The sequence below is a fragment of the Hoyosella sp. YIM 151337 genome (assembly GCF_026041215.1).
Classification (GTDB): Bacteria; Actinomycetota; Actinomycetes; order Mycobacteriales; family Mycobacteriaceae; genus Hoyosella.
This window is the reverse complement of sequence record NZ_JAPEIQ010000039.1, coordinates 335,987-359,061: the sequence shown is the minus strand read 5'-3', so window position 1 is coordinate 359,061 and position 23,075 is coordinate 335,987. Positions and strand designations below refer to the sequence as shown.

The following is a 23,075-nucleotide window of genomic DNA, read 5'->3' as shown; positions in this document are numbered from 1 at the left end:
CATCTTCCCTCAGGTCCGCGACATCGCGGGTGCGGGTTCGGCCTGAGGTTGCCGCACCTCGCTCATCTGCCGCTTTGTTGGGAAGAAGAATGACACGACGACAAGGCCTGCGATCGCGGCGCCGACCGCGCTAAAAGCGGTGGAATGCATGGCGCCGATGAAGGCTTCGCTGGCGGAATCCATGACGGCTGCAGGCGCGCCGCCACGCTCGACAAGCCCGAACGTGGCAGCGATTGATTCCCGTGCTGATTCGGGAAGGGTCGGAGCGGTTTCACCGATTCGCGAACGGTATCCCTGGGCCATGATCGTGCCAAGTACAGCTACACCGAACGAGCCACCAACTTGGCGGAGGGTGTTGCCAAGGGCAGAGCCCACACCTGCTTTTTCCCGCGGAACCGACGACATGAGCGTGTTCATCGCAGGTGGCATGAGGTGCGCCATCCCGACGCCTTGCACGAAGAACAGTGCGACGAGCACTCCGATCGGAGTGTTCGCGTCGAGCGTCGTGACGACGAGGAACGACGCAATAATCAGCAGTAGCGCAGCGGCCCCGACCGCGCGGGGCCCGAATCGGACGACCACCGCGTTGGAGAGAGGCGAGAAGATCAGCATGGCGACACCCGTGGGGAGGAAGAGAAGCCCGGCTTGCAGGGGCGTGAAACCCTTCACGATCTGCAGGTAGAAGGTCATGAAGAAGAACAGACCCATCATGCCGAAGAAGACGAGCGCGATGATCGCTGCTGACGCAGAGAAGCGCGGGTTCTTGAACAGCGACATATCCAGCGACGCATGCGGAATACGGCGCTCCCACAGAACGAACGCTACAAGTACGAGGACGCCCACGACGATCGGGCCGATGACCGCGGGGCCCGACCAGGATCCGGAATTGCCAGCGCTGATGATGCCGTAGGTGAGGGCGACGAGACCAACGACAGAGAGTCCCATGCCAATGAGATCTGGCTTTCCTTGCGTTCCCCTGGATTCGGGGGCGATGAGGAGAATCATCACGAAGCCCGCTACGACGATCGGTACGTTGATGAGGAAGACTGAGCCCCACCAGAATCGCTCGAGCAAGGCCCCTCCGACGATCGGTCCGAGGGCGCTGCCGATTCCCACCGCGCCGGTCCAAATACCGAGTGCCTTCGGAAACTCCTTGTGGGAGAACACCGCGCGCACGAGGGAGAGCGTGGCGGGCATCATCGCGGCTGCGCCGACCCCTTTGATCGCACGATAGATCAGCAGTTGCTCGGGTGACACTGCATACGCGGACAGCAATGAGGAGATACCGAAGATCACGAGTCCGATCAGCAGCATGCGTTTGCGGCCGATGCGGTCACCGATGACACCGAATGCGAAGAGCAGTCCCGCGAAAACAAGGGTGTACGAGTTGATCAGCCAGGCGAGCTGACTCTGTGTTGCGCCGATGCCGGCATTCGGGTCGGCCAGCGTCTTCATTGCGACGTTGAGCACGGTGTTGTCGAGCACGACGACGATCAGGCTGAGAACCAGTACACCCAGTATCAGCCAGCGCCGAGGGTGTCCCGTATCGGATTCGTCGCAGTTGTCCGTGCTGTGCGCGGGTGTCGGGAGGGTGGTAGCCACGCGGTCCGCCTTTGCTTGTAGCAGAGGTATGGTTCCCGGCTATCATACTCCTTTACGAAACGAAACGGTATCGTATCTTTTCGAACACTCAATCTGGCCAGGCTCACGCCTCCTTAACATCCGACCCGTGGCGCGTGAGCGGCAGGATCTCGATGTCCATGTACGGAAATAGCGGCAGATTCCAGAGGATCTCGTGCAGCTCATCGGCGGACTCCACGTCGAAGATGCTGATGTTGCTGTACCGGCCGACGATCCGCCAGATGTGCGGCCACTTCCCTGAGCGCTGGAGTTTTTGACTGTAGTCCTTTTCGCGCGCAAGTGTCTCCGCGCGTAACGCGGGGTCTAGGTCGTTTGGAATCCGCACGTCCATGCGTACGTGAAACAGCGCCATCTTCTTCCTTAGTTTCGGGTCCACGTTTTGACGGCATCCATGTTCAGTTCGACACCGAGCCCTGGGCCCTGCGGTAAGGCAACCTTGCCGTCGCCATAGCGCAAGGGTTCGGCGAGCAGTTCCTCGGCGAAGAGGAGGGGACCGAAGAGCTCCGAGCCGAAGTTGATACCAGGCTGCGAACAAGCGAAGTGGATCGATGCCGCTGTTCCGATCGGGCCTTCGATGGACGTCGCGCCGTGGCATGCCACACCTGCCGCCCGGGCGATGGCGACCACATCTCGGCTGCGCTGGAGGCCCCCACATTTTGTGGTTTTCACGGCGATCACCGCTGCGGCCTGCTGGCGCACCACCTCAAGCGCATCATGGGGCGTCAGCACGCTTTCGTCGGCCATGATCGGCACCGGCAAAATACGGCTGAGTTCGGCGAGCACCTCGATTTGATCGCCGGGTGTTGGCTGCTCGATGAGTTCAACACCGCCGTCAGCAAGCTGGGGCAGGTAGCGAAGCGCGGTGAAGCGGTCCCAGCGTGCATTGATGTCTACGCGCACACCGGCTTTACCCTCTAGAGCTGCAACCACCGCGAGCACCCGCTGGGTGTCCGCCGCGGGATGCAGGGCACCCATCTTGAGCTTGAAGCTGAAGTTCATTCGCTGCTCGAGTTTCGCAAGCGCTTCGTCAATGATCTCCGCAATCGGCGCTGAGCCGAGCGCCCAGGTAACGTCCACACTGTCGCGGTACGCGCCGCCGAGCAGCGTGTGTACCGGGACACCCAGACTGCGTGCCCACGCGTCGTGCAGCGCCACTTCGACACCCGCTTTGGCGAATGTCGCTTTCGCAACCACACGCTCGATATCGAGCATGATCCCCGTGATGTCCTCAGCGCTGCGACCTAAAACCACCGGCGCCATGTGGCCATCAATGAGCGCCTTCATGGTTTCGACGGATTCGCCGCCCCACCATGGGCCGCCCGGGACGACCGCTTCGCCGAAGCCTATTACACCGCCGGACGTTCTCACCTCGACGAGCAACAGTGGCTGCTTGTCCATCACCGTTGTCGCGAACTTATGCGGGCGCACCAACGGCACGTCCAGGATGGTGGTCTGGATCGAATCGATAGTCAGTTCAGACACTGCTGCAAGCTTCCTCGTCAGGCGGGGCGAATATTCAGGACGCGGGGTCGAGATCGAAGTTGTAGGTAACGCGCTCGATACCGTCGGCGTCAGCCTCGGGACGCAGGATAAGCTCCGGTTTCACCGCCGAAGCCACGTCGTTGCTCACCCACTCGCCGCCGTCGAAATACAGCTGCGTCGTAATTGGCCGCTTGCCAGGTGCCTTCACCATGAGGTGCAAGTGCGCTGGACGCCATGGGTGCCAGCCAGCCTTCTCGATGAACCAGCCAGTCGGACCGTCGGTGGGGATCTGATATGGCGCCGGCCTTACCGTGGTGATGTCAAAGCGCCCGTCATCATCGACCTCAACGGTGCCGCGAAGGATGCCATCTGGCGTGTTGGTGGCGAAATGTGAGTAATAGCCCTGACTGTCGGCGTGCCAGATCTCCACGGTGGCGCCCCGGAGCGGTTTGCCCTCGAGGTCACGGACTTGGCCGCTGAAGACCAGCCTGGTGCCTTCTTCGTCCGCACGCATCGGCAGAGTGCACGTGGCGGGAAGCCGCTTGGTATCCGCCACGTAGTAGGGGCCTTCGATGGTGCCCTTACTTCCCCGATGGCCGCGGTATGCCACTTCTTCGACGTTGTGCTCAACGAAGACGTCGAGCCAGAGGGGCCATTCACCGTACTCGCCGACGTCGATGAGCCACTGCTTCAGTACGCGGTACTCGGGATAAGTGACGCCGTGCTTTTCGATGATTTTTGCGAATGCGCCCAAAACGTCGGTTGCTATGGCCGCCAGGCGTTCGGGCGAGGTGTCTGCGCTGACGCGGTTACTCGTGAACTTGGCAGTGGCCGCATTGCCGGAGCTTGCAGCGGTGGGTGCAATATCGGCACTGACTGAGTTGGTCTCGACTGTAGTCATTTGAAATCTCCTGAGGGGCTGAAGGAGGTGTCACGCGGAGAGAATCCGTGTACGCTGTGCGTACATAGTCGCCGCACTGCGTACATGCCATAGTGTGCGCGCTGTCACAAACATTTGTCAACGCAAATATTTCCGGGGATTGCCTAGTCCCCACCTAGAGAGGCCAACTCGCATGGACATCAGCGAGCGCGATTACATTCAGAGCATCGAACGCGGCTTCGCCGTGCTCCGCGCGTTCAGCGAGACGCTGACCAGCCCGACACTTGCTGAGGTGGCAACCGCGACGGGGCTCTCCCGGCCCGCGGTTCGCCGCATCCTCCTCACGCTGCAACACCTCGGATATGTCACCGGAAACGGGGGACGATGGTCACTCACTGCGCGCGTTCTGACCCTCGGTGAGCACTATTCCGCCGCTAACACGCTCGTTAATCTCGCCATGCCTCATCTTGAACGCATCGCGGAACGCACCCGGGAGTCTGCGTCCCTCGGAGTCCTCGACGGGCCGGACGTCATTTACGCAGCACGCGTGCCCGTGCGGCGCATCATGAGTATCAACGTCGCCGTTGGCACACGGGTACCGGCTTTCGCCACATCCATGGGCCGTGCCCTCCTCGCGTGGGAGGACAGCGAAACCGTCGCCGCAGTCCTCGATGCAACCACGTTTACGCCATACACCGCCCGGACGCTGACCTCCCGCGACGCACTGATCGGCGAACTTGAACATGTTCGTGCGCAGGGTTATTCGCATACGTACGGAGAACTCGAAGACGGGTTGATCTCGCTCGCGGCACCGGTTCGCAACTCGTCTGGCGCGGTCGCTGGCGTGCTCGCATCGTCCACCTCAGCGGGACGCTCGACGCCACAGCGCTTCCGCACCGAAGTCGCCCCTATTCTCGTCGCCCACGCCGAACGACTCAGCGCGGAACTGGGGTACACGTAGGCAAATTTCGCATGCCCTGGCCAGCACTAGGGTTTACCCCAGTGTGACCCGAGACACAAGCTGTCAGAGTGGATTTCTGTCGGACCCAGCCCGTCCGAGAGACGTTGGAGGATCTACATGACAGAAATACTGCGAGCCAAACTGAACAGCGCCCTCGTCGAAGACCCGACGACCGGCCGCTACCAAGTTCGCCGCGACGTGTTTACGGACGAAGAGCTCTTCGAACTCGAGATGAAGGTGATTTTTGAGGGCAACTGGATTTACCTTGCCCACGAGTCGCAGCTACCGAATGTTGGCGATTACTTCACGACCTACATGGGCAGACAGCCCGTCGTCATCTCGCGTGACAAGCACGGCGAACTGAACGCACTGATCAACGCCTGCAGTCACCGGGGTGCGATGCTCTGCCGCCGTAAGACAGATAACCGCACCACGTTCACCTGTCCGTTCCACGGCTGGACTTTCAGCAACAACGGCAAACTGCTGAAGGTTAAAGATCCGCGCGACGCTGGCTATCCCGAGCAGTTCAACACGAACGGTTCCCACGATCTCACCAAGGTCGCGCGCTTCGAGAACTACCGCGGCTTCCTGTTCGGCAGCCTCAACCCAGACGTGCCGCCGCTGACCGAACACCTCGGTGACACCACGAAGATCATCGACATGATCGTGGATCAGTCGCCCGAGGGTCTCGAAGTGCTGCGCGGCTCATCCACTTACACCTACGACGGCAACTGGAAGCTGCAGGCCGAGAACGGTGCCGACGGCTATCACGTCTCCGCTACGCACTGGAATTACGCGGCGACGACCGCACGCCGGCAAACCGGTGAGTCAACGAACGCTACCAAGGCGATGGATGCCGGTAAATGGTCGAAGCAGAAGGGCGGCTATTACTCGTTTGATAACGGCCATCTCCTGCTGTGGACGAAGTGGGCCGACCCTGCCAACCGCCCGCTGTTCGAGCAGCGCGACCGGCTGGTTAGCGAGTTCGGAGAAGACCAGGCCGACTGGATGATCGGGGTCTCACGCAACCTTTGTCTGTACCCGAACGTGTACCTCATGGACCAGTTCGGCTCGCAGATCCGCCACTTCCGCCCGGTCTCCGTCGACAAAACCGAGGTCACCATCTACTGCATCGCGCCGAAGGGCGAAAGCCCGGCGGCACGTGCCCACCGAATCCGTCAGTACGAGGACTTCTTCAATGCCACTGGCATGGCCACTCCCGACGATCTCGAGGAGTTCCGCTCGTGCCAAAAGACCTATCTCGCCACGAGAGCCCCGTGGAACGACCTCAGCCGCGGCGTCACCCACCAGATCCCCGGGCCCGACGAAGACGCGAAGAAGATCGGCATCGAACCGCTATCGAGCGGCGTCAAGGTCGAAGACGAGGGCCTGTACCCCATTCAGCACGGCTATTGGGCGGAAGCGCTGCTCAATGGTCTCAAGAACGGAGCACACGCATGACTGCTGTCCTCGAGAATCAGATAACCCGGGAAGCTGTCGAAGCCTTCCTTTACTTGGAGGCGCGGTATCTCGACGATCGGGACTTCGACAGGTGGGTCGAGTTGTACCACCCAGACGCCGAATTCTGGATGCCCGCCTGGGCGGACGATGGCGAGCTCACACGTGATCCGATGACCGAGATTTCGCTCATCTACTACGCCAACCGAGGTGGAATCGAAGACCGGGTGTTCCGGATCAAGACTGACCGTTCGAGCGCAACCAGCTTGCCGGAGCCACGCACCGGCCACAACATCACCAACATCGAGGTCACCGCGCAGCGTGGCCAAGAAGTCGATGTGCGGTTCAACTGGTTCACGCTGTACTTCCGCTACAACACCCTCGACACGTACTTCGGCTACTCGGAGTACACCATCGACTTCTCCGGCGGAACTCCGCAGATCCTGAAGAAGAAGGTGGTCCTGAAGAACGACTACATCCACCACGTGGTGGACATCTACCACGTCTGACCGCCACGCGAGCGAAAGAGATTCATTTCCATGAGCTTTCAGGTTGCACTGGCATTTGAGGACGGCGTCACTCGCTTCATCAAATGCGGCCCTTACGAAACGGTTGCTGACGCGTCTTACAAGGCGCGCATCAACATCCCGCTCGACTGCCGTGACGGTGCTTGCGGAACATGCAAGTCGTTATGCGAGTCGGGATCCTATGACGGGGGTGACTACATCGACGAGGCCCTCACCGACGAGGAGGCCGAAGCAGGTTACTGCCTGCCGTGCCAGATGACACCCGAGAGTGACCTAGTGCTGCAAATCCCCACGACGTCCGATGTCGCAAAGACCGCAGCCGCAACATATTCCGGCACGATCACCGCCATCGCGCGTTTCTCAGAGAACACGATCGGGTTCACGCTAGAGATCCCGAACCGGAACGAGCTGGTTTTCCTGCCCGGACAGTACGTCAACATTCAGGTGCCGGGAACGACGCAGACCCGGTCGTACTCCTTCAGCACCGGCCCGTACACGCGTGAGCTCTCCTTCCTCGTAAAAATCACCGCGGGCGGTCTTATGTCGGAATACCTGCGCGGGCGTGCTGCAGTTGGGGACACACTCGAGTTCACGGGGCCATTCGGGAGTTTCTTCCTTCGGGAGCGCAAACGTCCCGCGGTGTTGCTCGCTGGGGGAACCGGCCTCGCGCCGCTGCTGTCGATTCTCGCGAAGATGGAAACTGAGGACAGCGACCTTCCCGTTCACCTCATCTATGGTGTCACTTTCGATCATGACCTCGTCGAACTCGACAAGCTCGCGGCTTTCCGCGACTCGCTGCAGAACTTTTCCTACCAGTACTGCGTTTCCGACGCCGCATCGAATGCGCCGAACAAGGGGTACGTGATGAGTTTGTTCACACCCGAAATGTTTAACGGCGGTGACGTCGATATTTATCTGTGCGGCCCGCCGCCAATGGTGGAAGCTGTTCGGCAGCAGTTCCTTTCAGATGGCCTTGAGCCGACCAATTTCTTCTTCGAGAAGTTCAGCAGCGCAGCCGCTGGCGCCGCTAGCGGGGCGGCGGCGTGACCATCATGATCAGCCCTGATCGCTTCGCTGGCCGCAGCGTCGCTATTACTGGAGCCGCACAGGGAATCGGGCTGGCGGTCGCAACCAGGATCGCCGCGGAAGGCGGATCAATGGTGCTGGTCGATCGGGCTGAACTCGTTCACGACGTCGCGAAGGAACTCCGCGAGCAGGGTGCGGTGGCACATTCTGTAACCGCGGACCTCGAGTCGTTCGACGGCGCGCGCGAGGCGATCGAGGAGGCGCGCCAGCAGCACGGACGGCTCGATGTGCTCATCAACAACGTTGGCGGCACCATTTGGGCGAAACCCTACGAGCAGTACACGCCCGACCAGATCACAGCAGAAGTGCAGCGTTCGCTCTACCCCACCCTCTGGACGTGCCGCGCCGTTCTGCCCTACATGATCGAGCAACGCTCTGGCACCATCGTCAATGTCTCTTCGGTCGCCACCCGCGGCATCAACCGTATCCCGTACTCGGCAGCGAAGGGTGGCGTCAACGCGATCACGGCATCGCTTGCGATGGAGGTCGCGCGGTACGGAATTCGTGTGGTCGCAACGGCTCCCGGTGGTACGGAAGCACCACCGCGGCGCATCGCCCGCGGGCCGGGCGCCCGAAACCAGCAAGAGTCCCGCTGGTATCAGCAGATCGTCGACCAGACCGTCGAATCGTCGCTGCTGAAACGCTACGGAACACTGGCAGAGCAGACCGCACCCATCGCGTTCCTCGCTTCCGACGAAGCCTCCTACATCACCGGCAACGTCGTCCCCATTGCCGGTGGCGACCTCGGCTGATCCCTCCCCATCCTTCCGTCCAGGAGTGACTCATGAACAGTTCCAGCACCACATGGCAGAGCACCAAACACCGGGCAACGGTGTTGTGGGTAGTTGCCATATCGGCTACCGCACTGCTCTTCGACGGCTACGACCTCGTCGTCTACGGCACCGTCCTGCCTGTTCTTATGAACGAGCCGAGCCACCTCGGCGAGATCTCCGCGGCGCAAGCGGGTGCCCTCGGCTCATACGCACTGATCGGCGTGCTCGTTGGCGCGTTGCTGTGCGGAGCTATTGGTGACATCATCGGCCGCCGCCGCATCATGCTGATCAATATTGTGTGGTTCTCGGTGGGCATGGGGTTAACCGCGATGACCACGTCGATCGCCATGTTCGGCTTTCTCCGATTCATCACCGGCATCGGGGTCGGCGCACTTGTCGCCACAGCTGGTGCCGTTGTTGCCGAATTTGCACCGCCCGGGAAACGTAACCTGTTCAACGCGATCGTCTACAGCGGCGTTCCCGCGGGCGGTGTGATGGCGTCGCTGCTTGCGATCCTCCTGCGTGACACGATCGGCTGGCGCGGAATGTTCTGGATCGGCGCGCTGCCTCTCGTGATTCTGCTGCCCCTTGCGATTGCGAAGCTCCCGGAATCACCGAAATGGCTTGCGACACGGGGCCGCGCCGATGAAGCCCTCGCGATAACTCAGAAGTTCGATCTGCCTGCACCAGCCGTTGCCGCACCGGTCGTGACGGAAGGCCCCCGCGCCAAAGTCGGGTATGCCGCACTCGTGTCCCGGCGGTACGCAGTCGCGACGCTGCTACTCGGTTCTATGAGTTTCGCCGGCCTGCTCCTCACATACGGACTGAACACGTGGCTGCCGGTGATCATGGAGGACGCCGGCTTTAACGCCCGCAACTCGCTCGCCTTCCTGCTAGTGCTCAACGGCGGTGCCATCGCAGGAGGCGTGATCGCTTCACGTTTCGCCGACCGCAAAGGGCCGCAGCGAGTCGTCGCAACCACATTCACACTGGCGACCTTCTCGCTCATTCTGCTGACCTTCGGGCTTCCCCTGCCTCTTCTCTTCGCCCTGGTTGCGGCTGCTGGCACCGGAACAATCGGCACACAGGTGCTCATCTACGGGTTCGTATCAAACTACTATGAAACGTCGGCTCGCGCGGCCGGGGTAGCGTGGTGCGCAGGGTTCGGCCGCCTCGGCGGCATCGGCGGCCCGCTCGCAGGAGGGTTCCTCATCAGCATGGGTGTGAGCCCGGCAGCCGCATTCTACGTCTTCGCGGCGATCGCGCTCGCAGGAGCGGCAGCCACAATGGTCGTTCCGAAGAAGCCCGTCGACGAATCGATGGTTATCACCCAGCCGGAAACAGACACCGTGAAGGCGTGACGCCGGGTGACTGAAACTGCGCCACCACGGCCACTCCCGACGCTGGGCCGCGTCGTGCGCGAAACCAGCCTCCGCAGCGCGTCGAACGGATTGATCGGCGTTGTCTTTTCCAGTACCGGCCCCGTTGCCGTCATTCTTGCGGCCGGCGCCCAGGGCGGGCTGACCGCGGCTGAACTCGCGTCCTGGATCTTCGGGGTGTTTTTCCTGAATGGCATCCTGACGATCCTGGCGTCGTGGGTGTACCAGCGTCCACTCGGGTTCTTTTGGACGATTCCGGGCACTGTCCTCGTGGGCAATTCGCTGACCCACATGCCGTTCAGCCAGGTGGTGGGCGTTTACTTTGTCACAGGCGCACTGATCCTGGTGCTCGGTGCGACGGGACTCGTCAGCCGAGTGATGTCCGCACTGCCAACTCCGATCGTGATGGCGATGGTTGCGGGGGTGTTCCTGCAGTTCGGCGTGGGGCTGGTCGAATCCGTGTCGGTGAGTGCTGCGATCGCCTTTCCGATGATCGTCGTGTTTGTGTTGCTGTCATACTCGCGGCGTGCCGGAACAGTACTTCCGCCCGTGCTGGGCGCATTGCTCACTGGGGTGATCGCGGTCGCTGCAACCGGCCAGTACAGTCCGGCCGACGAGACGCCCGGGCTCGTCGCTGTTCCGGTTTTCACGGTGCCGGAGTTCGCCTGGCCCGCGATCGTCGAACTTGTTGTTCCACTGGCCATCACCGTACTGGTAGTTCAGAACGGTCAGGGCGTCGCGGTGCTGAGGATGGCAGGACATCCCGTACCTGTCACTCCGATGACGCTCGCCTGCGGTCTCTGGTCTCTGTTGTCGGCGTGCGTGGGCGCTGTCTCGTCGTGTTTGACTGGCCCCACCAACGCGATCCTGACGTCTTCTGGAGCACGGGAGCGCCAATACACAGCAGCGATAATCTGCGGACTCTTGGCGATGCTGATTGGCCTGTTCGCCCCGCTTTTCGTCGCGCTGATGCTCGGTATGCCTGCAGCCTTCATCGCCGCACTGGCAGGCCTGGCGATGCTCGCTGCGCTTAAAGGCTCGTTCGTTTCTTCGTTTACTCAGGCACACACGCACGGGGCGCTCGCCGCCTTCCTAGTCACAGTGGCTGGCATCGACTTCTTGGGCGTGAGTGCCGCATTCTGGGGACTGGTCACCGGCGTTGTGGTCTCGCGGTTCATGGACCGCGCTACCGTTGAGAAATGACGCAGCTGCGTGGCCGTGCGCACGAGTTCTCTGAACTCGATCGCTTTCTGGCCGCCGCCCGGGGTGGAAACATTGTCAGGGTTGCACTCGAAGGAGCTCGCGGTCAGGGGAAATCTGAGCTTCTGAACGCGTTTCTGGCTCGCCACCGTACACTTCCCGCGCTGCGCGCGGCAGCTGCGAAATGGGAGCGCGCCACGGCGTTTGCGCTGGTAAATCAGCTCGGAGTCGCTGGTGCGGATCACGAGTCTGTTGTCCGGGCGCTACTCAGCGTCCTCTCGGACGCAGCTGTCTCCGGGGGTCCGGTCGTCGTCGCCATCGACGATGCGCATTGGGCAGATGTTCCGTCACTGCAGGCGCTGGCATCCGCTGCACAGCGGGCGACGGAAGGCCTTCTGCTGATCCTCACCGTGGATCCGGTTTCTGCTGCGTCGGAGCCGGCCGCAGTGTTCGATCTCCTCGAGCAGTACCGGCGCCACGTGATCACCCTGCATCCACTAGGCCCTTCGGACGTGAACGCGCTCGCCGAAGACATAATCGGAACGCCGCTGTCCGCGCCGATCGCGCGCCGACTCGCAGACCACACTGCTGGCAACCCCAGCTTCATCGTGCGCATACTGCGTGAAGCGGACCCGGCAACATGGGCTCGGTGGTCAGCGCAGTTGCCCGTTCCGAATGCCGAGCGAGCCCACGTCACAGCCATTCTTGGAGAGACGGACGCGGACGCGCGAGAGCTCATCGAGGCAGCCGCGATTCTGGGGGACGTGAGTCCCCTCGGAGCGGCCGCGAGTCTCGCTGGAACCACCAACCCGCTCACCGCGCTCGACTTGGCGTGTGCGACGAAGCTGGTGACGACAGATGTCACTCGTCCCGCAATGGTTGTGCAGTTCGCATCGCCGCTGACCAGAACGTCGGTCCTCGCCACTATCTCGCCATTGCGCTGGCATGAACTACACACCAAGGCAGCTGCTTTGGCGACTAGCGAGGGCGAGCGCCTCAACCATCTCGCAGCTGCGCAACCGACCACCGATGCTGCGCTGTCCGATCGCCTCGACGAATACGCCAAGACGCGGGCGGCGAATGGTGAGTGGGCCGCGTGTGCTGACGCGCTGATCAAAGCGAGTCACCTGTCACCGTCGACCACGCTGCGTCAGGATCGCCTTATTCGCGGCGTTGATGCCCTCGTCGGTGCTGGTGCGATTCCGCACGCGGAGATGCTCGTCCCGGAGATCGAGAGCTTTGACGACTCTGCGTTGCGGGACGCCGTGCTTGGGTATCTAGCGATGATGCGGGGCCGTCCCGCCGAAGCTGAGTTGCTTCTGAGACGGGCCTGGCAGAACGCGGACACAGGTAGTTCGGTCGCCGCGTCGGTTGGACAACGGTATGTCCTCGACTCCCTCGCACGGTGGGATGGCCGCCGGTTGCTTGAATGGTCCGATCGCGTCGCACAGATCACCACGCCGACCGCGCCCGAAGCGATCGAGGCTGCGGCGATCAATGGGCTCGGTTTGGCCATCACTGGCGAGCTTGCTGCGGCGATGCGCATGTACTCGAACGAGGTGGCCGAGACGATCGTGGGCGCCCAGTCGCAGCGGTTCCGAATGGGTAAGGGATGGCTAGCGTCAGCGCTCGATCACTATGACGATGCGCGTCTGCTGCTCGAGTCGGCCGTCCCGACGGAGTACCGCTTCGGGTCGATCAGGATTTCGCTGTGGGCTCAGGGCTGGCTGGCGCGCGTACAGTTCGCGCTCGGCGAGTGGGACGACGCGCTGCGGACTGTTGAATCCGCGGCCGCCGACGCATCAGATTCCGGTATCGATTTGATTCGGCCGCTCATCCATTGGACTGGGGCGCAGATCAATGTCCTCCGCGGGGACGACGCGGCAGCCCAGCGCCACCTGCGGCTTGCGCGGACAACCACGCACGGTTACCTAGCCATGTACATTCCTTCGTGTCTGGCTCAGGCACATTACGCCGAGGCCCACGCCGACTATGATGGCGTGCTGCGTGCACTTTCTCCTCTGACGCGGGTCGCGCCGTCCAGTGATTTCGCGGGTTTCTGGCCGTGGGCGGATATCTATGCCAATGCGCTCGTGATGTCGGGGCGCGTGGAGGAGGCTGCTCGCTTCCTTACTCCTTACGAGAACGCCGCGCACCGAATCAGTCACAAATCGAGTCTCGCGAGGTTCGGTTCCGTGCGGGGACGCATTCTCGGCGCGACGGCGGGCATCGACGAGGCGCGCGGTGAGTTCGAGCGAGCGCTGCGGGCGATCGGCGAGCTCCCGCAACCCTACGGCCGCGCACGTGTCGCTTTCGCTTACGGGCAGACTTTGCGGCGTGCGGGCAAACGCCGGGACGCCGACACAATCATGCGTGCAGCCCGGGATACGTTCGCGGGCCTCCGTGCCACGGCATATACCGAACGATGCGACCGGGAGCTCAAAGCCGCGGGCGTCAACATCAAGCGTAGCCGGGACTCGATTTCTGACCTTACCGAGCAGGAACGCGCGGTCGTCGCCCTCGTCGCTGCGGGCAAAACGAACAAACAAGCCGCCGATGAGCTGTTCCTGTCGGTCAAGACGATTCAGTACCACTTGACGCGAATCTACGCGAAGCTGCAACTCCGCTCCCGCACTGAGCTGGTTGCTTATGTGCGGGATAGCCGATGACTGGTGTGAAACTCTGGGTGCGCGCGTCATGGCGCGCTGGGCTGAGCGGCTTGCGCCCGAGCGGGTTTGGGGCGCTTTCGCGTGTCGCGGATCCTGAGCTGGGCGGGCGCGCGGCATCTCTGGTGGTATGTGTTGCGCCGTGGACGTCGCTCCGGATCGAGCCATGCAGGCGGGATGACGTCGGGAAGTCCGTCATCACCCATGCGGATCGACCAGTCGCTGTGGTGGATGAGCCGGTGATGGTAACTGCACAATAGGCACAGGTTTGCGATGTCGGTGGGGCCGGACTGCGCACACCATTCTTTGATGTGGTGGACCTGTGTCCACTCTGGAGGGCGGTCGCATCCAGGAAACACGCATCCTCTGTCGCGCAAATACAGTGCACACCGCTGGCCGATACTCGCGCTGCGGACAGCGCGGCCGAGGTCGAGTACCTCGCTTGGGCCGCCGAGGACTGCGGGGATGATTTTCGCGTCACAGGCGATCAGCCTGGCTTCGGCCGCGCTGATGGCTCGACCGTTGTTCAGGCTCGCTGGCGGATCGGCGCTGTCGTCGTGTCCGAGCAATTGGGCGAGCGTCATCGTGACAGTGCAGTGGGGTGGTTCGCCACCCTGGCTGGGCAGTTTTACTGAACGCTCCGCGTACTCCAGAAGCTCCGCGAGCCCGTCACCGTTGCGCTCGCTCACGTTGCGGAGATCACGGCTGCCATCCTCCGAGGGCCGTGGCTTCACCAGTGGCGCGAGGAGCGATTCGAGCCGTACGCCCGACTCTTTGTCGACATAGCCGGACAAACGTAAACGGTCACCCTTGGCACTCCAGCCTAGGTGCAGCTCTCGCCGAGGGTGGGTGAGTTTGGCCTCGTCTGGTTCCTTGCCGTCCGTGTCTACCCGGTCAAGGATTTCTCGCCCGGCCTTGCGCACGACCGTGGGACAGTTGGTTCGGGCCAAGTCGGTGAGGATCCTCTCACCTTCGTCCCGGAGCGCCTGCTCAATCGCGGGCGGAAACGAGCTGAGCACCTGGTCGATCACGTCTACGTGCGCAGCTGAAACGTCCCCATCGTTCAATGCAGCCCCAGCGAGCGGCAGCGTCGCAGGAACCGCGGCGCCGTCAATTCCCGCGCTCTCGCAGATTACTGTGGCGCGCCGGGCGCGCTTGCGCGCCTCGCCCGCGTCAAGGTTCAGGACGTCCCGCAGCAGACCGGCGACGTCTGCGTAGCCGTAAGTTCCCATGACACCGCGGGCAGTCACTTCGGCCGTCAGCCTCGCCTGCGCTGCCTGCGCACGACGCTGAGTTACCTCCGTCTCACGCAGCTGCGCAACCAGTTCCGCATCAGTCAGGCGGAACAGATCTTCCCCCATGTCTCCCCCGAGCACACCCCATTATCGAACACCCGTTCGACTCGTGTCAAGGGGTGCGCAGACGACAGGCGCTGTCCAGCCAGTCCGCCTGAACAGCGCCCGTCTTTGGGTGGCCGTCAACGGCCGAGTCGTGCGGCAAGCAGTTGCTTGCCCTGCTCCGCGCCCTTCTTGCTCTCTTGCTGTGCCCGGCGGAAAAAGTCCGCGAGTTCGTCGTCCCCCGCGCGTTCTGCGTCGTTGACGTACTCTTCCAGCCGCAGCGCATTGCTCAGGCAGGCTTCGGTGAACCAAATGATGTTGTAGTCCTTATCCGCCGTGCCACTGACACCGCCGGTCTCGGTATTTCGAACGGCTTCAGTCATAGTGGATGCGCTCCTTTCCTTGCGTACGATCCTCGTACCGTCATTGCCTTCCACTCAGCGGAGGGGGTTAAACACGTTCCTCTCCGCCGTTTTTTGCGAGTCACCGCGGTGTCCGCAACGGAACGCTGCCGAGGATGACCATGCCTAACCCGAGACCCAGGTGCAGCCAGTTGGCGGCCCAATTGACGGGGAGGAAATTCGCGTCGCTCGCATGGTCAATCGCCAGCCCATAAAAGGTGAGCGCGATGTACCCGAGTCCGCCTGCAAGCAGGTAGATACGCGCCGCGGCTGCACGCATGGCCATTACGATGCCGAGCACACCGAAGCCCGCGTGCACGATGTTGTGCAGGATCGATACCGCGAACACCCCGAACAGATACGTCTCGGTGTGGGGTCCCGCCCAGGTCAACTCGTCGGTTCCCGTAGTGACACCAGGAATAAAGCCAAGGATGCCCACCGCAAGAAAGGCCAGGCCGATTGATAGCGCGAAGAGTCTGCGCATGCGCTGCGCCGACAAGTCGGATTGGTACTGCTTGCGTGCATTCATGACGTTCAACTCACGAGTTCTCGCGCGCACGGCGCGACTTACGATCGTTCGCCTTCTCGATCGCATCGACGAGTTCTGACTTCCGCATCTTCGAGCGGCCAGAAATGTCGAGTTTGCGAGCGACGTCGAGCAGTTCGTCCTTCGTCGCATTTGCATTGACGCCACCGCGGGTTTTCGCGCTGGAGTCGCTGCTATCCTCAGCCCGCTTGTCGGACGGGCCTTTCTTGTTCTTGGCCTCCCAGTGATCCCCGACCTTCTCATACGAGTGCTTTAAAGCGGAGTACGCGACGCGGTGCGCCCGCTCCTCACTGCCGTACTCATCGATAGCGGAGTCGTATGCCTTCGAGAACGTCCGCTGGGCTTTCGCTGGCGAGCGCTGCAAAGTCTCGGGCAGTTCGCTTTTCTTAGCGTCGCCACTCTTTTTCGTTTTCGGCATCGGTGCCAGCCTCCTTTGAGAGAGCAAACGGTGCGACTCATCCCGGTAGCGTCTCGCCGCCGATCGGCGCGAGGACCTCCCCGGAGTAGTACGACGACATCTGATTCGCCGCAAAAAAGACAAAGGATGGCGCGATTTCGTCTGGCTGGGCAGCACGCTCGTAGGGTGCCTGCTCGCCGAACGATTCGACCGCATCTTTGGGGAAAGTAGCGGGAATCAGCGGGGTCCATACCGGCCCCGGCGCTACACAGTTGACGCGTATCCCCCGGTCCATCAGGGACTGCGCGAGCGAGTAGGTTAGCGCGAGAATCGCCCCTTTAGTCGCCGAATAGTCGATCAGCTGCTTGTTTCCGCGTAACCCGTTGATTGAAGAGGTGTTTATGATCGCGCCGCCCTTAGGAATGTGCTGCAACGCCGCCTTGGTGACGTAGAAAAACGAGTCGATATTCAGCGCGAAGGTATGGCGCCACTGCTCATCGGTGATTTCCTCGAACTGCTGCACCGGTGCTTGGTACGCAGCATTGTTGACGAGCAAGGTGATGCCGCCGAGGTCCTTCGCGGCATCGGCCACGAGCTTTCGGCACGCATCCGCTTGCGAGAGATCCGAAGCATACCGATAGGCCTGACGCCCCTCTTTCTCGATCAACTCGACGGTGCGGGCCGCGTCGTCGTGCTCCGAGAGGTAACCGATCGCTACGTCCGCGCCCTCTTTCGCGAAGGCGACAGCGACTGCCCGGCCGATACCAGAGTCTCCGCCCGTGATCAGTGCCTTCTGGCCCTGCAGCAGATCACGGCCGACGTAGTTGCGCATTTCATCTTGCGGACGCTCGGGCATTTCCGAGGTGCGTCCGGGGTATTCGATCATCGATTCTTCCATGAAGCCCCCTACTCGTAAGCCGGCTGCGCAGCGGTCACGTTATGCGCGGTCGTCGAGACCGCTGTGGCCCGCTCTTCGGGCGCAGTGGGCACAGCAATACATTTCTCCGTCACTCTCGACACCGTGGCCGATGATGCGACAACCGCAGTGCAGGCATGACGGTGCCATGGCCTGAATGGCGCATTCGAAGCTGTCGAACGCCGCGGAGCGGTCCTCGCGCGTGACGATAAGAGGTTTGTCGTACTCGTTCCCACACGTTTCACAGGTCTGCATCACTGCCTCCTCATCAGGTGGTCACTGCGTTGGTGTTCCCCTGCTCCGGCGCGGCAAACCTACCGTTTATCGGCCTTGTGGCCGGGTATGCGCAGACGGGACTACTTGGAGGGAGGCGCGATGGAGCGGCGCGACGACAAAGATGGCAGAGACGCCAAGGACCGCAGCCTCGACGCGGCACGCGTGAGCGAGGACAACGGGTGGCTGACCACCCAACAAGGCGTGCGTGTGGAGCACACTGACGACTCGCTGAGGGCAGGCTCGCGCGGACCGACACTGCTCGACGATTTTCACGCACGGGAAAAGCTCACCCACTTCGACCACGAGCGGATCCCAGAACGCGTGGTTCATGCCCGCGGTGCAGGCGCGTACGGGTATTTCAAGGCGTATGACACCCGGTTGCGGGACTACACCGCCGCGGAGTTTCTCACCGAGCCAAAACTGACTACGCCAGTCTTCGTCCGGTTCTCGACAGTCGCAGGTTCGCGGGGTTCCGCGGACACCGTCCGAGACGTGCGCGGCTTCGCGACGAAATTCTATACACGCCAAGGCAACTACGACCTTGTCGCGAACAACATGCCAGTCTTCTTCATCCAGGACGGCATCAAATTCCCCGATTTCGTTCACGCCGTCAAACCTGAACCCGCAAGCGAAATTCCGCAGGCACAGTCCGCGCACGACACGTTCTGGGACTTCGTATGGATGCACCCAGAATCTCTGCACATGGTCATGTGGCTAATGTCTGACCGTGCCCTGCCGCGCAGCTACCGCATGATGCAGGGCTTCGGTGTGCACACATTCCGCCTCGTCGACCTGGAGGGTAATGGGACATTCGTCAAGTTCCATTGGCGACCGATACTCGGTTCGCATTCTCTGGAGTGGGACGAATGTCAGCGCATCGCAGGGGCTGATCCGGATTTCAATCGGCGGGACCTGTGGGACGCAATCGAGGCTGGGCAGTTCCCGGAGTTTGAACTCGGTGTGCAGTTAGTCAGCGAACTCCGGGAGCACGACTTCGATTTCGATCTGCTCGATCCAACGAAAATTATCCCCGAAGAGCAAGTTCCGGTGCAGCCTGTCGGGCGCATGGTGCTGAACCGGAATCCCCAGAACTTTTTCGCTGAAACCGAGCAGGTTGCGTTCCATACTGCGAACGTGGTGCCTGGTATCGACTTCACCAACGATCCACTCCTGCAGGCGCGCAATTTCAGTTATCTCGATACTCAACTGATTCGGCTGGGCGGTCCCAACTTCTCCCAACTGCCTGTCAACCGGCCAATCACCGGTGTGCACACAAATCAGCGGGATGGCTACGGTCAGCAGACGATTCACACCCATCCCACCAGCTACACCAAGAACAGCCTGGGCAACGGCTGCCCAATGACAATGTCACAGCAAGAGCCGCCACTAGACGTGTATCGCCACTACACCCGCAGGGTCGAAGGAGACGTTGTCAGACGGCGCTCCGAAAGCTTTAACGACCATTACAGTCAGGCACGGCTCTTCTGGAACAGCATGAAGGATGTTGAACAGAAGCACATCCAGGAGGCGTTTAGTTTCGAGCTATCGAAGGTGAAGTCGAAGTATATTCGCGAACGTGTCGTCGAACAGCTGGTGAAAGTCGACCCCGGCCTTTCTGCTTCCATTGCCAAAGAGATGGGTCTTTCCGCCCCTGCCCCGAGCGACAGCGAACTGCACGACATCTCGTCAGCTGCGTTGAGCCAGATTTACCCGACCGCAGGGTTCGACGACCCCCCGGCCTCGATCGCCACGCGTAGAATCGCCGCGCTCGTGTGCGATGGTGCCGACGACACTGGCCTGCGGACGATCGCGAGCGCCATTGCGAGTGAAGGCGCCATGCTAGACCTCATCGGGCCTGCTGAGGGCACTATCGAAGGCCAAAGCGGGCACGCGGTCGACGTGACGACTGCGCTCTCCGCTACGGACTCGGTGCTGTATGACGCGGTGATCGTCCCTGGCGGAGACATTGGCGCCTTCTTCCGCACAAACGGGGAAGCGAAGCATTTCCTGCTCGAAGCGTATAAGCACCACAAGCCAATCGGTGCATTCGGGACAGGCGCGGAACTCCTCCGTGCTGAAGGGCTGACAAACGCCGAAACCAATCCTGTGCAGGTCACTGACGAGGAAGGAGTGGTTGTCACTGGGCACAGCGGGCACGACCTGCCCGACGAATTCATTCGCAGTTTCATCGACGCAGTCGCACAACACCGCGCGTGGGACCGCGAAACCAGCCACATTTCCGCATGACTAGGGAAAGGAGTGCTCACATATGGGCACCGTAACGAAATCCGTCGACGTCAACGTTCCCGTTACCACCGCATACAACCAGTGGACCCAGTTCGAGGAATACCCACAGTTTATGAACCATGTGGAGCGCATCGAGCAGGTTGACGAGACGCATCTGCGCTGGCACGTGAAGTTCGGACCGGTCGAGCGCGAATTCTCCGCGGTGATCGACGAACAGCACCCTGACGAGCGAGTCGCGTGGCATTCCACTGAGGGGCCGAACCACGCTGGTGTGATCACGTTCCACCGACTTGACAACGATCAGACACGCGTCACCGCACAGATCGATATCGATCCGGAAGGTGTCGCCGAAAGCGTCGGTGACGCCCTCAACATCATCGACACCCAAGTAAAGGGCGACATGGATCGATTCAAGAAGTTCATCGAAGAGCGCGGTGCCGAAACGGGTGCGTGGCGCGGCAACGTCGAACCGCCCAAGCCCTAATCAGAGGTTGTAAAGGCGGTGAGCCTCAGCCCCCGGCTGGGGCTCACCGCATCAGGGCAGCGATTGGACTGTTTTCCAAGTCCGCACTGAGTTCGCCGACGCTCTCATAGACAGCCACCGCTCCCGCCGCTTCGAGTTCGGCGCGACTTATCCCTCCGGTGAGCACCGCTATGCAGTCGACGTTCGCGCGTCGGCAGGCTTCGATGTCCCACACGGTGTCACCAACGAAGATGGCCTCGTTCGGGCGCACCCCGGCACGCTCAAGTGCGATGTTGATGATGTGTGGCTCCGGCTTGGCCGTTTCCACGTCCTCCCCCGACGTAATCGCAGAGACGACATCGTCCCGCTTCAGCGTCCGTCGCAGAAGAGCGAGTTCGTCCTCCGGAGCGGAGGTGGCAAGGACAACAGAAAGCCCTCGCCGCTCGATCTTCTCGAGAATGTCACGCGCACCCGGGAATGGGAGCAGCATGTCACCACATTCTTTGTAGTAATCCGCATGCAAACTTTTTGCGGTTTTTGCGGCTGCGTCATCAGAATGGCCGGTCAGCGACGCTACAAGCGAGGCGCCATCCATCCCAATGGATCTGTGAATACGCCACGCATCGACTTTGACCCCGGCTTGCAGAAAGGCCCGGTACCACGCGTGTGCGTGAAGATAATTGGAATCCACCAGCGTTCCGTCAATATCGAACAAGACTGCGGCCATACCCGACCCCATACCCAAATGCTTCCGAATCAAACAGGTAATTCGCTCACGTGTGTGGGTAGAGCTAATTAGACAATCTTCGCGAACAGGAGGGTGGTGGCTATGAATGCCCAGCGTGACGGTCGCATTATGGACCCGGGCCGCCTGCTGGAAAGTTTCTTTCCTCGCAAACTGCACGACGTTGCACTGACCCATTCCGACGCGGTATTGCGCCTGAATATCACTGGGTACGGCTCGTGGGGTGTCACCATTTCTGACGGGTCAGCAGCAGTTACACGCGAGGCGCCACGCAAGCCTACGAGCACGCTCACTATGGGTGCCAATACGTTGGAGGATGTGCTCTTGGGACGCCGCAGTGGAGTGGAGGCTTTCCTCGAAGGTGATCTTGCTACGCGGGGCAGTTTGGCCACCGTACTTCAAGTGGGTGGTTCGCTAGCCCCGCAAGCGGAGCTGCCCACGCGGCCGAAAGCGTGGGAGGTCCAGGCGTCCGGCGCCCGCACCGCGTACCTCGAAGCGGGCCCCGAGAATGCACCCCCTGTCGTGCTGCTGCACGGGCTGGGAGGGACCAACGCGACGATGCTTCCCGCGCTCGCCGCGCTCGCCCGCGAGTACCGCGTGCTTGCGCCCGACATTCCGGGTTTTGGCGCGTCCGAAGCACCGCTGTGGAACTACACCGCAGCGCGCTTGTACCGCTGGCTCGATGGTTTTCTCAGGGTGACAGGCACCCGCGGCGCGACGGTGGTTGGCAACTCGATGGGCGGCAGGCTGGCGCTCGAACTCGCCATGCACGATCCGGTCGCGGCGCGGGCTTTGGTACTGCTGTGCCCGGCACCCGCGTTTCGCCGGTTCCGGCAGCTCGTTCCCCTTGTGAGGTATCTTCCGGTATCGCTCGGCGCAGCCGCGCGGCTGAGTGTGCCGCGCTCGCTTATCGTGCGTTCAGCGAAGATGATGGTCGCTCACCCCGAGCGTATGCCCGAGAGTTGGTTCGAGGCTGCCGCGGACGAGTTTGCGCTCACCATGACGCACTGGCGCCACCGGCGCGCTGCCCTGTCTGCACTCGCGAATATCTACATCGAAGAGGCCTTCGGGGCAGACGGCTTTTGGGACCGGTTGCGCAATGTCGCGACGCCCGCGCTTTTTGTCTGGGGCCAGGATGATCGACTCGTGCCCGCGAAATTCGCCCGGCACGTGGAGCAGGCCCTCCCGCGCTCAGAATCCGTCGTACTCAGCGACTGCGGACACGCCCCACAGTTAGAGCTGCCGGGCAAGTCGATGGCAATTACTAGGGATTTTCTTGCGTCCACGGCGGGGCTCTCGGCGCGACGCTGTGCGGTTTGCTAAGTCTGCACTGCGGGTAGCCACGCCTGCATGGCGATAACCAATGCGTCCTTATCCGCAGCGCGTTTCGGGTTCCGGGCCGCGACGCGTATCCGTGGCGGCCCGGACAAACGAATATTTCACCCCCGCGGCGAGGGCTTCACTGGCAGGGCCACGCTCTTCGCACCTGCCAGGCTGCACCGCGCGGGTGAGGCGAACGAGTTTCGATGCATCGCAAGGCTTTCTCGAGCTGTTGGACTTCCCGATGGCATTCCCGACGCGCTGGGCCTGGCCATTCGAATTGCTTCGGGCCGGGACGTCTGGCGCGCCTAGCGATTCGTCCAGCTGCCTCGTGGACGAGTTGCTTGTACAGCTCTCTCATGCCATATCGCAC

22 protein-coding genes and 1 pseudogene are annotated in these 23,075 nt (G+C 61.7%); 12 read left to right on the top strand and 11 right to left on the bottom strand.

The annotated features are described in order from the left end of the window. Nucleotides 1-9: 9 nt before the first annotated feature. The 4 genes from ONR57_RS19820 to catA all read right to left on the bottom strand — a co-directional run bounded on the left by ONR57_RS19820 (nucleotide 10) and on the right by catA (nucleotide 4,024). Nucleotides 10-1,602: an MFS transporter gene (locus ONR57_RS19820; protein WP_265125402.1), complete on the bottom strand. Its 1,593-nt coding sequence runs from the start codon at nucleotides 1,600-1,602 to the stop codon at nucleotides 10-12. A 103-nt stretch (nucleotides 1,603-1,705) separates the two neighbouring features. Then, a complete protein-coding gene (gene catC / locus ONR57_RS19815; RefSeq protein ID WP_265125401.1) occupies nucleotides 1,706-1,993 on the bottom strand; it encodes a muconolactone Delta-isomerase in 288 nt (95 codons plus the stop codon). An 8-nt stretch (nucleotides 1,994-2,001) separates the two neighbouring features. Further along, nucleotides 2,002-3,123, bottom strand: a complete 1,122-nt coding sequence (locus ONR57_RS19810; RefSeq protein ID WP_265125400.1) for a muconate/chloromuconate family cycloisomerase — start codon at nucleotides 3,121-3,123, stop codon at nucleotides 2,002-2,004. A gap of 34 nt (nucleotides 3,124-3,157) precedes the next feature. Next, nucleotides 3,158-4,024 carry a catechol 1,2-dioxygenase gene (gene catA / locus ONR57_RS19805; protein WP_265125399.1) on the bottom strand — a complete coding sequence of 289 codons (867 nt, stop codon included), beginning with the start codon at nucleotides 4,022-4,024 and terminating at the stop codon, nucleotides 3,158-3,160. A 172-nt stretch (nucleotides 4,025-4,196) separates the two neighbouring features. Between catA and ONR57_RS19800 the strand changes: the two genes are divergently transcribed. The 8 genes and pseudogenes from ONR57_RS19800 (at nucleotide 4,197) to ONR57_RS19765 (ending at nucleotide 14,056) form a co-directional block, all read left to right on the top strand. Then, entirely contained in the window at nucleotides 4,197-4,964 is a 768-nt protein-coding gene (locus tag ONR57_RS19800; protein ID WP_265125398.1) for an IclR family transcriptional regulator C-terminal domain-containing protein, read from the top strand. Between the two features lie 117 nt (nucleotides 4,965-5,081). Continuing rightward, nucleotides 5,082-6,425 carry a benzoate 1,2-dioxygenase large subunit gene (benA, locus tag ONR57_RS19795; protein ID WP_265125396.1) on the top strand — a complete coding sequence of 448 codons (1,344 nt, stop codon included), beginning with the start codon at nucleotides 5,082-5,084 and terminating at the stop codon, nucleotides 6,423-6,425. Next, complete coding sequence (gene benB / locus ONR57_RS19790) at nucleotides 6,422-6,931, top strand: benzoate 1,2-dioxygenase small subunit (protein ID WP_265125394.1); 510 nt, start codon at nucleotides 6,422-6,424, stop codon at nucleotides 6,929-6,931. Before benA ends, benB begins: the two co-directional genes overlap by 4 nt. A gap of 30 nt (nucleotides 6,932-6,961) precedes the next feature. After that, nucleotides 6,962-7,993 (top strand): annotated as a pseudogene (gene benC, locus ONR57_RS19785) (benzoate 1,2-dioxygenase electron transfer component BenC); the annotation flags it as partial. An 8-nt stretch (nucleotides 7,994-8,001) separates the two neighbouring features. Continuing rightward, entirely contained in the window at nucleotides 8,002-8,787 is a 786-nt protein-coding gene (gene benD / locus ONR57_RS19780; protein WP_265125518.1) for a benzoate diol dehydrogenase BenD, read from the top strand. 32 nt (nucleotides 8,788-8,819) lie between these two features. Then, nucleotides 8,820-10,169, top strand: coding sequence for an aromatic acid/H+ symport family MFS transporter (locus ONR57_RS19775; RefSeq protein ID WP_265125393.1), 1,350 nt, complete (start codon nucleotides 8,820-8,822; stop codon nucleotides 10,167-10,169). Between the two features lie 6 nt (nucleotides 10,170-10,175). Next, a complete protein-coding gene (locus ONR57_RS19770) occupies nucleotides 10,176-11,390 on the top strand; it encodes a benzoate/H(+) symporter BenE family transporter (protein WP_374116493.1) in 1,215 nt (404 codons plus the stop codon). Next, the gene (locus ONR57_RS19765; protein WP_265125392.1) at nucleotides 11,387-14,056 is read left to right on the top strand and encodes a helix-turn-helix transcriptional regulator; all 2,670 of its coding nucleotides are present in this window, start codon (nucleotides 11,387-11,389) and stop codon (nucleotides 14,054-14,056) included. Before ONR57_RS19770 ends, ONR57_RS19765 begins: the two co-directional genes overlap by 4 nt. Before the next feature lie 26 nt (nucleotides 14,057-14,082). Here the strand turns inward: ONR57_RS19765 and ONR57_RS19760 are convergent, their stop codons facing one another. The 6 genes from ONR57_RS19760 to ONR57_RS19735 form a co-directional block, all read right to left on the bottom strand. Then, on the bottom strand, nucleotides 14,083-15,414 hold the full coding sequence (locus ONR57_RS19760) for an HNH endonuclease signature motif containing protein (RefSeq protein WP_265125391.1): 1,332 nt from the start codon (nucleotides 15,412-15,414) through the stop codon (nucleotides 14,083-14,085). Nucleotides 15,415-15,530: 116 nt separating this feature from the next. Further along, entirely contained in the window at nucleotides 15,531-15,773 is a 243-nt protein-coding gene (locus tag ONR57_RS19755) for a hypothetical protein (protein WP_265125390.1), read from the bottom strand. Nucleotides 15,774-15,873: 100 nt separating this feature from the next. Next, nucleotides 15,874-16,320, bottom strand: a complete 447-nt coding sequence (locus tag ONR57_RS19750) for a DUF4383 domain-containing protein (protein ID WP_265125389.1) — start codon at nucleotides 16,318-16,320, stop codon at nucleotides 15,874-15,876. A 10-nt stretch (nucleotides 16,321-16,330) separates the two neighbouring features. Continuing rightward, entirely contained in the window at nucleotides 16,331-16,756 is a 426-nt protein-coding gene (locus tag ONR57_RS19745) for a ChaB family protein (RefSeq protein ID WP_265125388.1), read from the bottom strand. 37 nt (nucleotides 16,757-16,793) lie between these two features. Beyond that, the gene (locus tag ONR57_RS19740) at nucleotides 16,794-17,633 is read right to left on the bottom strand and encodes an SDR family oxidoreductase (RefSeq protein ID WP_265125387.1); all 840 of its coding nucleotides are present in this window, start codon (nucleotides 17,631-17,633) and stop codon (nucleotides 16,794-16,796) included. 39 nt (nucleotides 17,634-17,672) lie between these two features. Then, nucleotides 17,673-17,906: a hypothetical protein gene (locus ONR57_RS19735; RefSeq protein WP_265125386.1), complete on the bottom strand. Its 234-nt coding sequence runs from the start codon at nucleotides 17,904-17,906 to the stop codon at nucleotides 17,673-17,675. 120 nt (nucleotides 17,907-18,026) lie between these two features. Here ONR57_RS19735 and ONR57_RS19730 point away from each other — a divergent pair, with 120 nt between their 5' ends. Together ONR57_RS19730 and ONR57_RS19725 are read left to right on the top strand one after the other, a co-directional pair. After that, nucleotides 18,027-20,174 carry a catalase gene (locus tag ONR57_RS19730; RefSeq protein ID WP_265125385.1) on the top strand — a complete coding sequence of 716 codons (2,148 nt, stop codon included), beginning with the start codon at nucleotides 18,027-18,029 and terminating at the stop codon, nucleotides 20,172-20,174. A gap of 22 nt (nucleotides 20,175-20,196) precedes the next feature. Continuing rightward, on the top strand, nucleotides 20,197-20,658 hold the full coding sequence (locus tag ONR57_RS19725) for an SRPBCC family protein (protein WP_265125384.1): 462 nt from the start codon (nucleotides 20,197-20,199) through the stop codon (nucleotides 20,656-20,658). A gap of 43 nt (nucleotides 20,659-20,701) precedes the next feature. On the opposite strand, the gene ONR57_RS19720 is transcribed toward ONR57_RS19725, so the two are convergent. Further along, nucleotides 20,702-21,364, bottom strand: coding sequence for an HAD family hydrolase (locus ONR57_RS19720; RefSeq protein WP_265125383.1), 663 nt, complete (start codon nucleotides 21,362-21,364; stop codon nucleotides 20,702-20,704). Between the two features lie 102 nt (nucleotides 21,365-21,466). Between ONR57_RS19720 and ONR57_RS19715 the strand changes: the two genes are divergently transcribed. Both ONR57_RS19715 and ONR57_RS19710 read left to right on the top strand, forming a co-directional pair. Further along, nucleotides 21,467-22,705 carry an alpha/beta fold hydrolase gene (locus tag ONR57_RS19715; RefSeq protein WP_265125516.1) on the top strand — a complete coding sequence of 413 codons (1,239 nt, stop codon included), beginning with the start codon at nucleotides 21,467-21,469 and terminating at the stop codon, nucleotides 22,703-22,705. A gap of 27 nt (nucleotides 22,706-22,732) precedes the next feature. After that, nucleotides 22,733-23,014 carry a hypothetical protein gene (locus ONR57_RS19710; RefSeq protein WP_265125381.1) on the top strand — a complete coding sequence of 94 codons (282 nt, stop codon included), beginning with the start codon at nucleotides 22,733-22,735 and terminating at the stop codon, nucleotides 23,012-23,014. Nucleotides 23,015-23,075 lie beyond the last annotated feature (61 nt).

Excerpts from the sequence above, each read along its gene's own strand:
- catC (WP_265125401.1), bottom strand. The coding sequence starts at position 1,993 with ATGGCGCTGTTTCACGTACGCATGGACGTGCGGATTCCAAACGACCTA.
- catA (WP_265125399.1), bottom strand. The coding sequence starts at position 4,024 with ATGACTACAGTCGAGACCAACTCAGTCAGTGCCGATATTGCACCCACC.
- ONR57_RS19800 (WP_265125398.1), top strand. The coding sequence starts at position 4,197 with ATGGACATCAGCGAGCGCGATTACATTCAGAGCATCGAACGCGGCTTC.
- benA (WP_265125396.1), top strand. The coding sequence starts at position 5,082 with ATGACAGAAATACTGCGAGCCAAACTGAACAGCGCCCTCGTCGAAGAC.
- benB (WP_265125394.1), top strand. The coding sequence starts at position 6,422 with ATGACTGCTGTCCTCGAGAATCAGATAACCCGGGAAGCTGTCGAAGCC.
- benD (WP_265125518.1), top strand. The coding sequence starts at position 8,002 with ATGATCAGCCCTGATCGCTTCGCTGGCCGCAGCGTCGCTATTACTGGA.
- ONR57_RS19775 (WP_265125393.1), top strand. The coding sequence starts at position 8,820 with ATGAACAGTTCCAGCACCACATGGCAGAGCACCAAACACCGGGCAACG.
- ONR57_RS19765 (WP_265125392.1), top strand. The coding sequence starts at position 11,387 with ATGACGCAGCTGCGTGGCCGTGCGCACGAGTTCTCTGAACTCGATCGC.
- ONR57_RS19760 (WP_265125391.1), bottom strand. The coding sequence starts at position 15,414 with ATGGGGGAAGATCTGTTCCGCCTGACTGATGCGGAACTGGTTGCGCAG.
- ONR57_RS19755 (WP_265125390.1), bottom strand. The coding sequence starts at position 15,773 with ATGACTGAAGCCGTTCGAAATACCGAGACCGGCGGTGTCAGTGGCACG.
- ONR57_RS19750 (WP_265125389.1), bottom strand. The coding sequence starts at position 16,320 with ATGAATGCACGCAAGCAGTACCAATCCGACTTGTCGGCGCAGCGCATG.
- ONR57_RS19745 (WP_265125388.1), bottom strand. The coding sequence starts at position 16,756 with ATGCCGAAAACGAAAAAGAGTGGCGACGCTAAGAAAAGCGAACTGCCC.
- ONR57_RS19740 (WP_265125387.1), bottom strand. The coding sequence starts at position 17,633 with ATGGAAGAATCGATGATCGAATACCCCGGACGCACCTCGGAAATGCCC.
- ONR57_RS19735 (WP_265125386.1), bottom strand. The coding sequence starts at position 17,906 with ATGCAGACCTGTGAAACGTGTGGGAACGAGTACGACAAACCTCTTATC.
- ONR57_RS19730 (WP_265125385.1), top strand. The coding sequence starts at position 18,027 with ATGGAGCGGCGCGACGACAAAGATGGCAGAGACGCCAAGGACCGCAGC.
- ONR57_RS19725 (WP_265125384.1), top strand. The coding sequence starts at position 20,197 with ATGGGCACCGTAACGAAATCCGTCGACGTCAACGTTCCCGTTACCACC.
- ONR57_RS19720 (WP_265125383.1), bottom strand. The coding sequence starts at position 21,364 with ATGGCCGCAGTCTTGTTCGATATTGACGGAACGCTGGTGGATTCCAAT.
- ONR57_RS19715 (WP_265125516.1), top strand. The coding sequence starts at position 21,467 with ATGAATGCCCAGCGTGACGGTCGCATTATGGACCCGGGCCGCCTGCTG.
- ONR57_RS19710 (WP_265125381.1), top strand. The coding sequence starts at position 22,733 with ATGGCGATAACCAATGCGTCCTTATCCGCAGCGCGTTTCGGGTTCCGG.